Origin of the sequence: Paenibacillus sp. EC2-1 (genome assembly GCF_049311625.1) — a bacterium.
GTDB lineage: Bacteria > Bacillota > Bacilli > Paenibacillales > Paenibacillaceae > Paenibacillus_AQ.
Window position 1 is genome coordinate 4,960,461 of sequence record NZ_CP186006.1, and the last position, 16,513, is coordinate 4,976,973.

Annotated in this window: 17 protein-coding genes; all 17 read right to left on the bottom strand. The window is 40.5% G+C overall.

What is annotated here, in order from left to right:
* Position 1: 1 nt before the first annotated feature.
* Positions 2–1,675 (bottom strand): HAD-IIIC family phosphatase, encoded by a 1,674-nt coding sequence (locus ACK8P5_RS23360; protein WP_422658567.1) that lies wholly within the window; start codon positions 1,673–1,675, stop codon positions 2–4.
* Between the two features lie 66 nt (positions 1,676–1,741).
* Positions 1,742–2,890, bottom strand: coding sequence for an aminotransferase class I/II-fold pyridoxal phosphate-dependent enzyme (locus ACK8P5_RS23365; RefSeq protein ID WP_422658568.1), 1,149 nt, complete (start codon positions 2,888–2,890; stop codon positions 1,742–1,744).
* Positions 2,884–3,528: an acetyltransferase gene (locus ACK8P5_RS23370; RefSeq protein WP_422658569.1), complete on the bottom strand. Its 645-nt coding sequence runs from the start codon at positions 3,526–3,528 to the stop codon at positions 2,884–2,886. Before ACK8P5_RS23370 ends, ACK8P5_RS23365 begins: the two co-directional genes overlap by 7 nt.
* A gap of 12 nt (positions 3,529–3,540) precedes the next feature.
* Positions 3,541–4,680 carry a UDP-N-acetylglucosamine 2-epimerase gene (gene neuC / locus ACK8P5_RS23375; RefSeq protein ID WP_422658570.1) on the bottom strand — a complete coding sequence of 380 codons (1,140 nt, stop codon included), beginning with the start codon at positions 4,678–4,680 and terminating at the stop codon, positions 3,541–3,543.
* Positions 4,677–5,705: an N-acetylneuraminate synthase gene (gene neuB / locus ACK8P5_RS23380; protein ID WP_422658571.1), complete on the bottom strand. Its 1,029-nt coding sequence runs from the start codon at positions 5,703–5,705 to the stop codon at positions 4,677–4,679. The genes neuC and neuB overlap by 4 nt, the downstream gene beginning before the upstream one ends.
* Before the next feature lie 16 nt (positions 5,706–5,721).
* Positions 5,722–6,435 carry an acylneuraminate cytidylyltransferase family protein gene (locus tag ACK8P5_RS23385; RefSeq protein WP_422658572.1) on the bottom strand — a complete coding sequence of 238 codons (714 nt, stop codon included), beginning with the start codon at positions 6,433–6,435 and terminating at the stop codon, positions 5,722–5,724.
* Positions 6,419–7,453, bottom strand: coding sequence for a UDP-N-acetylglucosamine 4,6-dehydratase family protein (locus ACK8P5_RS23390; RefSeq protein WP_422658573.1), 1,035 nt, complete (start codon positions 7,451–7,453; stop codon positions 6,419–6,421). The genes ACK8P5_RS23385 and ACK8P5_RS23390 overlap by 17 nt, the downstream gene beginning before the upstream one ends.
* 64 nt (positions 7,454–7,517) lie before the next feature.
* Positions 7,518–9,311, bottom strand: a complete 1,794-nt coding sequence (locus ACK8P5_RS23395) for a motility associated factor glycosyltransferase family protein (RefSeq protein ID WP_422658574.1) — start codon at positions 9,309–9,311, stop codon at positions 7,518–7,520.
* A gap of 192 nt (positions 9,312–9,503) precedes the next feature.
* Positions 9,504–9,848, bottom strand: coding sequence for a hypothetical protein (locus ACK8P5_RS23400; RefSeq protein WP_422658575.1), 345 nt, complete (start codon positions 9,846–9,848; stop codon positions 9,504–9,506).
* Complete coding sequence (gene fliS / locus ACK8P5_RS23405) at positions 9,845–10,228, bottom strand: flagellar export chaperone FliS (RefSeq protein ID WP_422658576.1); 384 nt, start codon at positions 10,226–10,228, stop codon at positions 9,845–9,847. Before fliS ends, ACK8P5_RS23400 begins: the two co-directional genes overlap by 4 nt.
* A gap of 14 nt (positions 10,229–10,242) precedes the next feature.
* Positions 10,243–11,724, bottom strand: coding sequence for a flagellar filament capping protein FliD (gene fliD, locus ACK8P5_RS23410; protein WP_422658577.1), 1,482 nt, complete (start codon positions 11,722–11,724; stop codon positions 10,243–10,245).
* 12 nt (positions 11,725–11,736) lie between these two features.
* Positions 11,737–12,108: a flagellar protein FlaG gene (locus ACK8P5_RS23415; protein ID WP_422658578.1), complete on the bottom strand. Its 372-nt coding sequence runs from the start codon at positions 12,106–12,108 to the stop codon at positions 11,737–11,739.
* A gap of 169 nt (positions 12,109–12,277) precedes the next feature.
* Positions 12,278–13,045, bottom strand: coding sequence for a flagellin (locus ACK8P5_RS23420; RefSeq protein WP_422658579.1), 768 nt, complete (start codon positions 13,043–13,045; stop codon positions 12,278–12,280).
* Positions 13,046–13,187: 142 nt separating this feature from the next.
* Positions 13,188–13,427, bottom strand: coding sequence for a carbon storage regulator CsrA (gene csrA / locus ACK8P5_RS23425; RefSeq protein WP_422658580.1), 240 nt, complete (start codon positions 13,425–13,427; stop codon positions 13,188–13,190).
* 3 nt (positions 13,428–13,430) lie between these two features.
* Positions 13,431–13,877 (bottom strand): flagellar assembly protein FliW, encoded by a 447-nt coding sequence (gene fliW, locus ACK8P5_RS23430; RefSeq protein ID WP_422658581.1) that lies wholly within the window; start codon positions 13,875–13,877, stop codon positions 13,431–13,433.
* A 102-nt stretch (positions 13,878–13,979) separates the two neighbouring features.
* Positions 13,980–14,897: a flagellar hook-associated protein FlgL gene (gene flgL, locus ACK8P5_RS23435; RefSeq protein ID WP_422658582.1), complete on the bottom strand. Its 918-nt coding sequence runs from the start codon at positions 14,895–14,897 to the stop codon at positions 13,980–13,982.
* Between the two features lie 22 nt (positions 14,898–14,919).
* A complete protein-coding gene (flgK, locus tag ACK8P5_RS23440; protein WP_422658583.1) occupies positions 14,920–16,512 on the bottom strand; it encodes a flagellar hook-associated protein FlgK in 1,593 nt (530 codons plus the stop codon).
* Position 16,513 lies beyond the last annotated feature (1 nt).

Here is a 16,513-nt window from a genome sequence, read left to right on the forward strand (position 1 = left end):
TCTAGTCCCACCCTTGAATTATAGTGATGTGATTGGGCTTATTCAGCTCGCTCATTTCTACAGTGTATCTGGTTTTATCATTATATTTTGAGCTGATGTAATCATAGAAAGGTTGATTTTGGGCTGTTGGCTTATAAATAGCTTTGATGGTTTGTATATCACTATTCTTGGAAACGTGTGACACAACACTAGAAAGCATGGCGTCCTCAATGCCTTTACCCATAACCCGACAACTCATTACAAAGTCCACAATTTCCAGTTGTCCCTTATCCATACGGATACTTATCAAACCTGTTAAACCGGAATCGCCAAACTTGTCACTAACATGAAAAACATAAACCTTATTTAAGGGTGATTTACTAAACTCCCAGAATTCATCTTCTAGATAACGATTAGTAGCCATATTAAATTGGTTAGTCTTATTCAACAATTGTACAGCGCGTTGTAAGTTGTTTTTATTAATAAAATCAGTGCTCACTAAGATCCCCAGAGATTTCAACCATTTCTCCTTGGACCCTGCTTCTTGAAGTAGGTGTTTTCTCTGGGATTCTATCTGATAAAATCCTGTTCGTTCTCTATCTTCCCGAGTTATCTTTAACGTATCAAAACACTTTAACGAACTGAGAAATGAGGGATAATGCGTAATATCTTTCGGCAAATCAGGAGTAAAAATCTCCGGGAACGCATGCCTAACCTGATCCCGTTCAATCGGATTATCATCTAGAAAAACAACAGAGTGCAGCCCAATATTAAGATCCTTAACAATTCTCGCAATATTATCTACTTTATCATTCCAATTGATCTGATAATGCGCGAAATCATTCTTTCGTAATATCATTTCCGGATGGTTTTCAATCATTTCCATCCCTATGCTCTCATTATTTTTACTAGAAATAGCAAGCAATACGCCTCTATTTTTCAATCTTTTTAATTCCTTTTGAAACAATACGAAACTTTCACCAATCGGATCTATACCACCAAGTAGAATATTATTCATGCCGTCATCACCAATAACGCCCCCCCATAAGGTGTTATCAAGATCACAGATGATTAATTTTTTAGTTTGTCCATAAATACTTGTAACTGCTGCTCTTATCTCCTCAGCAGCAAACTCAAAAAAATCTCTTGTATAATTTATCTTCCCAACAGCATAAAGCTTCGGATCGAAACTCCTATTCTGTATAGCTGAATACCAGTACTGAGAATCCAACATAATAATATTTTGATGCATGCTTAAGCGGCGCGATAGCAGCAAATTCATTTGCATTAAAACATTTGTTAAACCAATGTCATTCTTATAAGCCATGCTTTGATTCCATCGTAAATGTGGAGGGAGTGACCAGGAAATCACAAAAATAGACTTCACTCTTTTGCTTGCCTTAGTGATAAGATCTGAAAACTGTTCTACTTCTTGCAAAATATCTTCTACAAAGACTTCTTCGTTGTTATACAGCTTATCAAAGAGAGGAACCACTCTTTGAGGAGTGGACCAAATAACCAGTATATCCATCTCATCTTGCCAAACAGGATGAGAATCATTCAGCAGTAATTGATAGATTTGATTATATGGGGCTATAAATGCTTCAATACCAGACTCTGTTGTGGTATCAGATAAAAATCTTTTAATAGGATCTATGATTGTATCGGCCATAAAAAGCAATTTATAGTTGGACATTTAAAAAAACACTCCAATAACTAACAAGATGAGAAATCACTAAACTTCTTATCTAACTTTAGTAGCCTAACGATGGATAAGATCAAAAATCCCCTCAACAACTAACAACTCGCTTCGTTGACTCATTTTTGTGTCCGAGGGCAAGCATATACCTCGTTCAAACAGTTGTCGGCTTACATCTGTTTCTCCATTCGGATAGTACACTGCATCCTTAAATAACGGCTGCAAGTGTAACGGTTTCCATACAGGACGAGATTCAATGTTATATCGCTCCAAATGATCTACAACTTCACTTGATGTCACCTTGACCTTGTCCGGATCGATTAACATGGCAGTCAGCCATCTTGTCGATATTCCGTGTATCGAGTCAGGCATAAACGATAACCCTTCAACTACGGACAAAGACTCACAATAAAAGTTGAATATCTCTCTTTTACGAGCAACCCTTTCGTCAAGCACTTGAAGTTGACCTCTCCCAATACCAGCTAACACATTACTCATACGATAGTTAAATCCGATATGACTGTGCTGATAATGCCTTGCAGGATCCTTAGCTTGAGTAGCATAGAATCTAGCCTTGGATAAAAGGTTAGCATCATCTGAAACTAACATTCCTCCACCTGAGGTAGTTATTATTTTATTGCCATTAAAAGAAAAAACACCAAACTTACCGATGGTTCCACTTTTTTTATCTCTATAACTAGCTCCCAGTGACTCCGCCGCATCTTCTACAATAGGTACTTCATATTCATCACATATCGATTTAATCCGGTCATAATCCGCGCTTTGTCCATATAGATTGACCACAATGACTGCCTTTGGCTTCTGTCCTTTAGCAGCATAATCTTTAAGTGCTCTCTTCAAAGCTTCAGGCGACATATTCCAGGTCTCAGGCTCAGAGTCGATAAAGACAGGCGTCGCGCCTTGATACAGAATTGGGTTCGCACTTGCAACAAACGTAAGCGATGAACAGAACACAATATCTCCCTTACCCACATTCAGCAGGATTAGTGCCAGATGAATTGCAGCCGTGCCGGAGCTTAGTGCTACAGCTCCTTCACTACCTACATATGTAGCAAGCTCCTTCTCAAAGCAATCCACATTTTTACCCAAAGGAGCTATCCAGTTCGTTTCAAATGCCTCCGAGATATACTGCTGCTCCAGACCACTCATATGCGGAGAGGATAAATAAATTCTGTCACCACGTTCTAACATATCGTCTCATCCCTTACGTAATTAATCACTTTTGCTGGACATCCAACGGCCACAGCATCTGCTGGCAGGTAGTTGATTACACATGCACCTGCTCCGACAACCGTATTGCGCCCTATCTTAACCCCTTGAATGACTGCTGCTCCAATGCCGATATGTACGGAAGCTTCAATTATTACCGATCCAGCAATATTTACACCAGGTGAAATATGAGCAAAATCCGCAATGCTACAGTCATGATCTACGGTTGCTGACGTGTTGATAATCACATGTTCTCCAATTACTGCATCCGAGTTAATAACAGCCATCGGCATTACGACAGTACCCAGTCCTAAATTAACACTCGGTGCTATGACTGCACTTGGGTGAATAGCATTCCCGAAATGTCCTCCTGCATTAACCAACATGTCAGAAATTCTCCTCCTGGCTTCATTGTCACCAATAGCTACGATAAACAACGATTCAGGAAATTGGCTTATGATGTGTTGCAAACGATCCGTACCACCTAAAACGGGAAGCCCATTCCATTCGTCCACCAGAATATTATCATCCATTACCCCAACGATCTCCTCAGAACGGGAACGCAAAATATCAATGACAACCTTGGCATGTCCACCGGCTCCATAAACGATATAACTCAAGGCATCCCCTCCTCAATAAGTAATCGTTTTTTGAATAAGTTCCTGTGAATACGAGATACTTTTTATGGTATTCACAATTACAGTACTCGTCTCAGGTTGACTGTACACATTTTGTACAGTCTTTAATTTTTGCTGAAAGGGATCACTGAACACCTTCTTTAATGCTTTCGCCAAGGCCGCTGCACATACCGGTATATCAATCACATTGTCAGAACGTTCTCTTCCATGCTGACGCGTTCCAATATTAATTACCGGTACACGAAAAGATGCAGCCTCAATGATTCCGGAGGAAGAGTTTCCAACCAGCACAGAACAATACTTCAGGGCAGTCAAGTAGTGGATTTGTTCAAAGTTCGTGACTCTATGAAATCTTTCAACATTAGAGTAAGTGTCGTAAACCTCTAAGATTGCATCCGCACCCGCATCCGAATTCGGCATGATGCATATAACTTCTTGTCCACTTGCAAGCAGAGAATTGAGCATCTCGCGTAGAGAAAGAAGATCATGTTCCTCTGTTGTCACTGGGTGATATACGAATAAAATATATTTATTTAATAAAGGCAAGCCATATTGTACAGCTACATCCTCCCATTGAGGCAATACCGTTTTTTCGATCGTCTCCAGCCTTGGAGCGCCAACTACATGGATTCTCCACTCATTTTCTCCAAGTTTGATCAACCTCTCCTTGCTACCTTCCGTAGCCGCCAGATGAACATGCGCCAGTTTGCTAATCGCGTGACGAACAGATTCGTCAATGGTTCCGGATACCTCACCACCATGTAAATGGAATAACGGTATATTCATATAAGATGCAACAATGGCAGCCGCCAGCATTTCTCCGCGATCTCCAAGAACGAGTACGTCGTCTGGTTGTATTTCTTCCATAGCCTGTGTCATTCCCATAACGGCCAAGCCTATTCCTCGTGACATATTGGCGTGAGTCGTACCATTTAGGAGACAAGGAACTTGAGCGGAGATTTTAAAACCATCCTTCTGAATTTGCTCGATCGATAACCCATGCTGAGGCGATAAATGCATGCCCGTTACCAAGAGATGCAAGTCAAGCGAAGGCTCTGCTTCTATAGCCTGCATAACAGGATAATAGATACCGTAATCAGCTCTTGTGCCTGTAACAACTAAGATTTTTTTCATTTTAGATCACTCCATTGAAGCAACTGATCTTCTTCAACCCCATTAAGTAGCTGTTTTCCTATCAATTCGGAATAATATTTCGGTGCAATTCCCGTGCCTGGGCGTTTTATGGCAAAATCATTTTCCGTCAGTACCTCTCCCGCGCTTTTGCTGCGGCTCATAACAATACTTTTACGAGCCACGACCTTCGTGTTCTCTTCCGACGGCATGCACCGTTTTACACCATCTCCCAAAGCTCGCTCTACATTGCGAATAGCTTGTACCATACGTTTAAAATCATCAGGCTCAAGCGATGCCATATGATCCGGTCCGGGCAGTGATCGATCTAGCGTAAAGTGCTTTTCAATAATTCTAGCTCCCATAGCAACGGCGGCTACGGCAATCTCAATCCCATCCGTATGGTCGGAATAGCCTGTTACTGTCTTAAACGTGTCAGCCATCGTTTTCATGGCCAATAGATTCACATCTTCTAAAGGTGCAGGATAATCCGATGTGCAATGCAAAAGAGCAACACTACTCTTAGTAAAGACACTTAGAGACTCTTCCACTTCTTCAAGACCTGCCATCCCTGTAGATAGGATAACCGGTCTTTCGAATTGATCAATGTAAGCAAGAAAGGGAAGGTTATTCATATCTCCGGATCCGATTTTAAAAGCATCCACTTCAATGCTATTTAAAAATCCAGCGCTTTCCTCATCAAAAGGCGTGGATAGAAAATCAATATTCTTCTGTTTACAGTACTGCTTTAAGATCAAAAATTGATCAAAGCTGAGCTCTAGCTGGCGAAGCATATCGAGCTGACTCTCAGAAGCATCGGTGTTCTCCGCTTGATACTCCGCTTTCACTGCTTGCTTTGTTACCAGCTTTTCGCTCTTAAAGGTCTGGAATTTGACGGCATCTGCGCCGCAAGCAGCCGCCTGATCAATGCATTCCTTAGCCCTTTGAAGTGAGCCATTGTGATTTACACCAATCTCGGCAATAATATATACTTCATGCCCCTCCTTGCCAAAGTGTGGTTCACTCATGGCTGTTCACTCCTTCTTATGTCATATCAACACCATTAGTTTTTCTCAGATAAACCTCGGCCACTTCCAAATCCAACTCATCATCGATATCAATTGATCGACTTTTAGGCATTACATAACCACAGTTCCTAGGTCCAACTAATGAACTTTCTTCCATCAGGAGCTCTTTCCTAACAATATAAATAGCTCCATTTAAGACAAATATCTCTTCCAAATCCTGTCGCCGTAATCGTTCATCTTCCACAGAATGATATGGCTCTAGGATTGTATCCTCAAACTTCCTAAACAAATAAGGATGCTGCAATACCGGCGACACACTTTGCAAGGAATCTGCCTCATTTCGCAAAAATAAGCTGTAAGCCTCTTCGATATCGAAAGAATTACGCAATGGCGACGTAGGCTGAAGCAGAATAATGTGTTCGTAAAATACACCCTGTTTCTCATAAAATTCAACAGCATGCTGTAGAACATCCATCGTTCTGGATTGATCTTCAGCTAAGGTAGAAGGTCGAATAAAAGGGACCATTGCTCCAGCTTCGACAGACACCTGAGCAATCTCCGGACAATCCGTCGATACGATTGTTTGATCGATACATTGACTCCCCAATGCAGCCTCAATTGTATATTGAATTAGCGGTTTTCCATTAATTAATCGTAGGTTCTTTCGAAGTACCCCTTTAGATCCACCCCGAGCGGGGATAATCGCTAGACATTTATCGAGCTTCTTCATACGAAGCCTCTCTTGTAAATCCCAAACCATAATTTTGGAGTAACTGCCGAATTTCTGCCTCATATATACGTGGTGCCGTCATGGATGAGTACTCTTGATGCGGAGCCTTTTTAAATCCATCATAATGAGGTTCTTTCGAAATGAAGGAAGAAGGAATAAGGTACATTCTTTCGTTCTCTAAAGCTCTCTCCGATTCTTCAAGAGTCATTAGCTCTTCATACATTTTCTCTCCTGGACGTACACCGGTTTCAGTTATTTTCCCAGCATATTTATGACCCGATGCTTCTTGGAACAATTCGATCATACACTCTGCAAGATCCGTTATTTTAAGAATTGGCATTTTAAGAACGAACACTTCTCCACCCTGAGAATAATGCGCTGCATCGATAACAAGCTGAGCAGCCTGAGGGATAGACATCATAAACCGCGTCATATCTTTATGCGTGACGGTTACCGGCTGTCCCTTTAAGATCTGCTCACGGAATAGCGGGATGACAGAACCTCTCGACCCCATCACATTACCGAATCTTACACAGGAGAATACAGTTCGTTTACTGCCTTTATATAGACTGGCTGCTGAAATCAGCCTTTCCGATAACAGCTTCGTCGCTCCCATGGTGTTTGTTGGGTTAACTACTTTATCCGTGCTAATAGCGATCACTTTTTCCACGTTGTTTTCAAGTGCTGCTTCGATGAGGTTCTGCACACCAATTACATTCGTTTTAACAGCCTCCATCGGATTATATTCACAAGAAGGAACATGCTTAAGTGCCGCGGCATGGAATATATAGTCCACACCTTCCATTGCATAGCTCAGTCTCTGCTTGTCCCGAATATCGCCGATCAAGTATCGAACATTATCAAATTCTTTGAGCTCCTGTTGGAGATTGAACTGCTTGCTTTCATCTCGACTGAATATCCTTAAAGCCTTCGGATTGTAAGTCAGTATATTCCGAACGATCTCGCTGCCGATCGATCCTGTTCCGCCGGTTACTAATACCACTTTATTCGTAAACATAATTACCTCCGGATATAAGACATAGTGTATTGATAAAATCCATAGGTTTAGCGTCCAAATCCGATTACTGGAGCACCTCAAGCTGATTCATACGATGAATAGCTTCCACGAACATTTTCTGGAGCGATGGAATAGTATCATCAATATTCATAAGCAATTGTCCCAAATGATCATATATCAAATCCGTTTTACTAATCAGATTCTGCTCCGTAATAATAATAGGTAGCAATTGATCAAATTTAGCAATTTGAAGTGGTATTATTGATTCCATAATTGTAGCAAACCAATCTCTATCGGCAATAGCACCCCATTTTTCTTCAATTAATTCCAATTCTTTTTGTGCTTTTGCTGGTTTGATCCGACTAAGTTCTCGCAACCTACTCATGTGCTTTTGCAGGACTTTTATTTCGGAATGCATAGACAAAATATCAGACAACGTTGATTCCATCTTCTCTTTAATATGGAGAATACGATCCGGGTCTCTAACAGAAGGATTATTTAGCACCCAATCGCTTACTGCATTAGGCGCAATATTACCGGATAGAAGCTCATCATAGATTTCCTCAATCGACCTAAAAGGTGCTCCTTCAATGACCGCGCCGTAACGGCTGGTATTAATAAACTTAATTTCGGGAAACCAACTTATCAGAGTTTCAATATTACTTTTCATTATAAGCATGCTTTGACTCGTTAAATTATAGTCTCCACTGACATTTATAACTTTATCGTCATAAGCATTAATTTCAGAGTTTATAATTTCATTCGAGAAATGATTCACGCCATTACTATAAAATCTTCTTTTTGGAAAAGAGAGATCTTGTCCTGCTAAGATTATTTTTTTCGCTCCCATACAAGCAGCTGCCTGAATTGCAATCCCTGAAACTGTAGCTGAAGGAACAAGATATATACTATCTCTATTAATATCTAGAAAATATTGAGATACAAAGTCACTACTCAGGACACCATGAATTTTTTCAGATGTATTCGTATCAGCAACTCCATAGTATGATGTCGTTGAAAATAACAACGGGCATTTCACGGCTTCTGCATCGGAAAAAATTTTCATATTAATTGGGTCTCCGTCCGCAATAACCGCTAGATGTGGACGAATATTGTGATTAATAAGAGCCTGTATACTTGAACCTGCTGCGATAATTAGAATATGTGGCTGTAATTTTTTTAAAAATTCAATATCCTCATCAAGAGACGGACCTGAGGAAACAATCACTGCGGTCGCATCTTCAAATGTGTTATATAATTGTTCAATAGAAGGAGTTTTAAGTGCGTTCGAGATATTGAACAAATAATTTCGGGTCCAATCTTCACGAAATCGATTTTCAGTAATTTTATTCTCAAGAAATGTTTTTCTGTACTTTAAGAATTTTTGTTTAATCTCATTTAATTGATCAATACGAGACTCCAAATGTTCCCTTAAAGCAACAAAGGCAACATCACTTTCCATATAATTACAAAGTATATAGAACAGAGTATTCAACTGTTCTTCTCCAATTGACAGCCAATGAAAGCTGGGATGATCAAAAAGGAAACTAATATCATATTTTGAAACAGCTTCATAGAATACCTCTTCATCTGGCTCATATATGAAAAACCACCGATCAGGATACTGTTCCAAAAGATCTGCGATACTCGCCCCTCTTCCAAAACCATATACAAAGACGAGTTTATAATTTCCAATAGAGCTATTAACAGCTTGAAGCCAAGCAGCATCTTTTTCGACCAGTTCTTCATACTTCCGGGACTTAGTTAACTCTAAATTGGATTGCATAGACAACAGCTTAGCTCTGACATGGGGGAATTTCTTTGTCAAGACATCAATGTTGTTTTGTATATTAATCATGAAGATACCACCAATCCGAAAATTTTCTTGACTACCTATATAATATTATCGGACTTAATTGATAGAGAGTGAACAGTTCTTTTAAAAAACCCCCCTATAATTAAAAAGAAAAGCACCTAGGAAACATTTGGATTAGTTTGTTCCAAATATTCATTGCAGGTGCTCTTCTTTTTTCAATTTTAATTTTGAAAACTATTTTTTATGATCTATAAAGTAACTGTCATGTGTGTATGAGTGAAGATAGGCGTTTTGCTGAATACGAATTGATTCTCTTCTTTCTATCCAGTTTGCCGCCTCATCTTTTAGAGCTTGCATTCTTTCAAGGATTATCGGATCGAGTTTGAGTATTTCTTCTATATGCTTCTTGTTGCCATCATTCAATACATCAATATATCTCTTCATACTTTCAACAATGTGTAGTCTTGTAATCGTAAATTGCTCAAAATCTTCTTCATCCATATTTTCTAAATCATTGATCGCTTGTCTTGTCAACGTCTCTAATTCCTCAATTAATTCCGTTATTCCATCTCTTGTCACATGGCACCTCCGACTCCTGGTGCTTTACTTGCTTCTATCCAAGCTTCCCGAAGTTCGGTTAAATGCTCCAGCACTTCTGTGGCAGAATTCGTACTTTTTTTAACATTAGCTACTATAAGTTGATTAACCATATAATCATAAATGGACAATAAATCCTTAGATATAGGATAGTCGAAATTAAGAGAAGAAATAAGTTCATGTATTATGGCCTGTGCCTTACACAAATTCGTATTTGTCTTCTCAATATTCTGCTCTTCAATTCCTTCAATTCCAGAACGAACAAAACGGATGGCACCGTCATAAAGCATGATTAGAAGTTTGGGCTTTGATGCGGTCTGAGTCTGTACCTGTTGATATTTTTGATAGGGGGAGTTAATCAATGTTGTAACCTCCTTTATGCCGTGAAACCTGCAAGACTTGAAGATGCACTACTATATCGGTTAATTGCTGTCTCCATAGCGGTGAATTTTTTGAAATAGTTAGTTTCAATTCTATTCAGACGGCTCGTCATATCACTAATTCGGCGGTCTAAAACTGAAAGTTGTTCACCCATGAAACTGGTCCCTAAGAAAGAAGCTGCCAAATCACTGCTGACTTTGGAAGTACCTGCTGTATCCGCCATCTTCTGAAGACTAGTATTCGTAATTTTCTTTAATTTTGCAAATACTCCATCTTGCTGTGTATATTTGTTAGTTAGGGCAGTAGAAGAATCCTGCTTCCCAAAAAAATTGTTGACGATATCAGGATCGGCTTCAAGAGCCTTACGCAGTTTATCTTGATCCAGAATCAGTTTACCCTTTGTATCATATGTTCCTGTTGTGATACCCAGCTCAGAAAGCATTAATGGTTTACCACTGTCTCTACCAATATCAACACCCTGGAGCATAGCAGTACGCATCTCAGAAATTGTCTCTTGGAGAATACTGTCATTCTTCAGCATACCGCTTTTCGCTTTCGAGTTCCAGAGCTTGGCCTCCTCATCACTCATTGCTGCTCTTTCTTCTGTACTAAGAGGGGTATATTTTTTATAGCGTTCTTCACTCACCTTACTATTTAAAAGACCCAAAACATCGTTATAGGCATCCACAAAACTTTGAACTGACTCAACAAGTTTATCTGTGTCTTTAGTAACCTCGATACGTGTCGCCACTCCATCGGTAGGTGTAGGTTGCTTTAATGTAATCGAAACTCCATTTATATCGAATGAATTGGACGGTTTGGTAATGGTCAGACCGTTGACCGTTAGGGTAGCATCAGAACCTGGTTTAGATTGTAACTTAAATGCTGATGCTACATCAGGATGTATATTAATGTTAGTTTCACCAGTTGTTTTACTGGTTAATGATAAGCCTGATTTTTTGTCATATATGGCAGTAACACCGGCGTCTTTACTGCTATTGATTTTCTGAACAAAAGATTCTATCGTGTCCTCAGCCGTTACTTTGATAGTTGTTCCGCCAATTTCATAATCCCCGGCAATCATTTTAGGATTCATATTAGAGAGCAAGGTTGAACTATCCATATCAAAAGTGGTAGTATCAGCGGTCACCATTCGTGAAGCTGTTGCCAAGTTCTTTACCGTAATTTCCATCGTTCCACTAGCTGTAGCCGAGGCTGTTGCAGAAACAGCATCAGTATTGCCTGTGACGGTTGCCTTCTGAGCACCAATCGAACTACTTAGACTCAGCTTCGAAAGCTTATCTTGAAGAAATGATACTAATTTCGTACTAGTCTCACGATAATTTTCACGTTTCCACTCCAATAATTGCTTTTGCTGATTTAGCTTATCAAGAGGCTTACTCTCCGCCTGCATCAATTTTTTTACCATTGAGTCTATATCCATACCAGATGCCAAACCACTTATTCTGGTTACCATGCTATCATCTCCTTATACCTTCTTATCAATGATGACCCCTGTTATCTCCATCATTCTTGCTGCCAGGTCTAGAATTTTTTCTGGCGGGACTTCTCGAATCAAGTCTCCAGTCTCTTTATTCATAACTTTAATCATCACAGCATTCGTTTTTTCGTGAATCGAGAATTCTAGCGTCTTTTGTGGCCCTTGTATAGCATCTATCGCTTTTTGCAACTGAACAATAGCTTCTTCCATGGATTGCTGTGTTCGGTTTGCTCCTTTTACCGCAGGGAAAGCCTGCATAGCAGACTGACTCTTGTCCATCTCTGGACCCGAAACATCGCGTTTCGGTACAGTTGTTTGAGAAATACCATTTCCAGTGCTTGATGATATCAATGGTTCCATCTAAATAACCTCCACATACTATTTATATGAGTAAGTTCGGTCAAGGCTGACTTTGTAGATACTATTACTTTATATATCGGACAATCACTCCGGATATTTATGAAAAACACAAAAAAAGATCCTGCAAAAGCAGGATCTTTTGAAAATTCAAGCTGCAATCTCTGGCAGATTAACGAAGCAGAGACAGAACGCCTTGTGGAGCAGAGTTCGCTTGTGCGAGCATCGATTGGGAAGCTTGCAGCAAGATATTGTTCTTGGACAGACTAACCATTTCCTTCGCCATATCAGTATCACGGATACGGGATTCAGAAGCAGTCAGGTTCTCAACAGTCGTACCCAAGTTGTTGGAAGTGTACTCCAGTCTATTTTGGATCGCACCTAAGTTAGAACGTTGAGTTGCAACCTTTTCAATTGCAGTAGTTACAGCTCCAAGACTAGTGCTTTTTGTCAAATTAGAGAATCCTGAAGTACTTACACCTTTAATCGTGATTTTAAATGTAGAATCATCTGCTTGGATTTTAATGTTAGAAGTAATATTCTTGCCATTGAACTTTGTATTTGTCATAATAGCGTCGATTTGTTTTCCTAGTTGATCCAACTCGGAATCAATATTATTTGTATCGGAAGTTGTGTATGTTTCATTGTTTTTCTGTACGTTCAATTCTTTCATCCGAGTCAACATGGAGCTAACTTCGTTCATTGCACCCTCAGCTGTTTGTGCGAAAGAGATCCCGTCTTGAACGTTACGTTGTGCTTGTTCTAGACCACGGATTTGACCACGCATTTTTTCGGAGATCGAAAGACCTGCAGCATCATCAGCAGCACGGTTGATACGAAGACCGGAAGACAATTTCTCCATGTTCTTACTAGTTGCGTTTGTGTTCAGACCCATGTTACGGTGTGTGTTCAAAGCTGGAATGTTGTGGTTGATAATCATTATTTATTTCCTCCCTGAAATGGTTTAATTCCCACATCCTTGTGGTATGAGCGTCTTCACAGGTCGGCCGCCCTGAAGAATTACCGCTCTATTATATATATCGTCAGGAAGGATCTACATTTAATAGCAAAGTTCACTTTTTTTAATTTTTATTTTTTTGATCTACCATTTTTATTAAAGCGTTCATCCCAGCCTGTGTAGGAGCTGCAGACTCTTGATTAGACTCTTGAATTGAGAGATACACTTCCTTACGGAAAATATCGACCTGTTTCGGAGCCTTGATCCCGACACGAACCGTTTCCCCCTCTACGCTGAGAACGGTGACTTCAATCTGATCTTGAATAACGATGGATTCCCCAACTTTACGTGAGAGTACTAGCATAGTTTAAACACCTTCCCTTCCATTCTCATCAACAGAATCATTCCAGAGACGATGGTTGGTCCGATACGGCACTCCTTGAAGTACAACTTGTTTACCCAATCTCTCTTGAGGGTTGAACACAAGTGGGGCAAGCAGATTGATACTCGATTCTTCTATCTTTTCTCTTACCGTAATCATGCATTTCACGGATAGAGCATCATTGATACGTAACTCCTCGGCGTCACTATCAGGTAACTCAAACTCGTAATCCGGATAAAAAACAAATGGGTCAACAACCACAAACGTGAGATGCTTTTGTTTCAAGGATTGCATATACACAAAAGGGTTATTCTCTTCATGAATAAGAGCAAACTGGTGCTCTTCCTCAAAACCCGGTATTCCTTTAGGAAAATGATAGATATTGCTCTCCGGCGTATCCAATTCTCCCCACATCGACGTTTGAATAATCATAAACAACTCTCCAATCCTAAATAAAATGAAAGAAAGCCATAGACTGACTTACCGCCATCTACAGCTTCCAAGGTTTTGAAATTCGAAATCACTACTATTTCATTATCTCAGGAAATCAACCAAAGTGGGTTGAATAATTTTAGCACCGGCTGATAGAGATGCGTTGTAAATATTCTCCTGTATTTTAGAACGCATTATCAATTCTCCATAGTCAGCATCCTCTGTTTTAGACTGAAGATCCGTCAAGTTAAGTTCAAGGTCGCCCAAACGACTCTCCATAAGTTCAATTCGGTTGGTCTTCGCCCCTACTTCGGCACGCATACTAAGGAGACGGTTCGTGCTCGACTCAATATTAGTTAATTCAGTACTAACATCATCATGTTTTCCGTCCTTAAGAGCTTGGGAAATACGGTCCATCATAGCAAAGACATTGTCATTCCCACTACCAAAAACATCATTCCCAGTAACGTTGATACCGATTTTCACACTTTCACCCACCAAGTATTCAACTGAACCTTGATCAGTGGTTATAGTGGCAGCCGTGGTAGTATCCAAAGACCCATCAGGATTTTTCGGAAAATTATACGGCATCTTGTCATATTGCTGTCCATTAAACACATATTTTCCATTTAGTTTGCTATTGGCTATATCCACAAGTTGCTGCTTCAACTGGATGACTTCCTGATTAATGCTATCCAATCCAGATTGTTCGTTGGTCTCTGAAGAAGCCTGAACAACCAGAGATTTCAAACGATTCAATACCTCACCGGCTTGATTCATCGTACTATCACTAAAATCCAGCCAGGATACTGCACTATCCACATTCTTCTGATACTGCTCATTTGAAGAAAGCTCTCCACGGTAACGCAGAGAATACGTGATTCCTACCGGATCATCGGATGGCTTATTAAGCTTACGACCAGTCGATGCCTGCAATTGTGTCTCGTTCATTCGCGAAGCATTCCGGTTTAAGTTCAGCATCAACTGGCTGCTCATCATATTTGAAGTGACTCTTAACATACTAGGCTACCTTCCTTCCTCATTATCTTCCCACCACGCCAGTGGAATTGATCAACTTGTCCAGCAACTGGTCAAAAGTTGTTAAGAAACGGGATGCTGCGCTATAGGCGTGTTGAAATTTAATCATGTTGGTCATTTCTTCGTCCAAGGAAACACCACTTACAGACATGCGACGTGTGTCAACTTGTGAGACCAGGAAGGAGGAATTCTCCGCCTGACGCTGTGTCTCTTGTGTCTGAACACCCAGTTGTCCAACCATCGAGCTGAACAATCCATCCACTGTCGAAGTGTTAGTGCTGCCCGGTACGGTGAATGAGGAATTCTTAAGGTTTGTGAGTAACTTCGCTAAATCATTATTACCCTTGATCACAGAGTTGCCGTCCGTTGAAAGTCTCATGGAAGTAGCAATCTTATCTGGATTATCCGAGATAATCTGATTTAGACGAATATTACCTGCAGTAATATCTGTGCCCCCATCTGCTGCCGTAAAGAACGGTACACCCTTATCTGTAGAACCATCCATCGTATAACCAAGCTGATGCAGGCCGTTAAAACCTTTTACAATAGTAGAGACATCTTTGTTCAGTGTAGCACCACTAGGTATAGGTTGACCCGCTGGTATAATGGATACCTGACCATTAATCTTCACTTCTGCATCAGCAGTTAAAATCGTTCCTTCAGGAGGCATTGCTCCTGCGGGAAGCTTTACCTCAACGTTACCGTTAACCAGTGTATTGGCAAGCGAGTTCATCTGATTGCGATAGTCCTCCACAAGGATATCCTTGGAGATAATCATCCCGTGAACTTCTCCGCCTTTAAGATCACCGCTTTCGTAAGCGGTGTTCAAGAAAGCACCATCAACCGTCGCAGCGACGGTATCACCCTCTACAAGGCTCTGTCCTCCAAGGGATACATTGTATCCTCCCTCGCCATCCGTTACGGTAATATTCATAATTTTGGACAACTTATCAACCATCAGATCTCGCTGGTCACGAAGATCGTTAGCCTTATCACCCAGCTGCTCAATCCGAGTTATCGAACTGTTCAAATCCGCAATCGCCGTTAAGTACCCTTGTGCTTCGGTCGCCTTAACATCGATGTTTGAATTCAAATCTCTGCTTAAATTATCAAGCTGCGTGCTCATGTGATTGAAGGCATCAGTCAGGGCTTCTGCCGTCTGCTTTACAATTTTGCGTGCCGTGGGATCATCCGGGTTCTTGGACAATTCCGAGAATGAGTTCCAGAAATTATCCATTACCTTACGAATACCACTATCAGATGGCTCATTAATAATGGCCTCTAGTTTATCCAATGTGTCATACTGAATGTTCCAGCTACCAAAAGAACTATTCTCCCCGCGAAACTGGTCATCCAAAAACTTCTCCCTAATACGCTCAATGCTATTAAACTCAACCCCTGTTCCGAGTTGACCCGCAGCCGTTGAGCGGTTAAGTCCATAGGCCTCCATCGGGATAGATGCTTGCATTTTTACAACTTGACGGGAATAACCTTCCGTATTGGCGTTTGCTATATTATGACCTGTCGTCCCGAGTGCGGCTGTTTGTGTAAACAGGCTTCGCTTGGCCGTTTCAAATGAATGAAATGTAGATCTCATT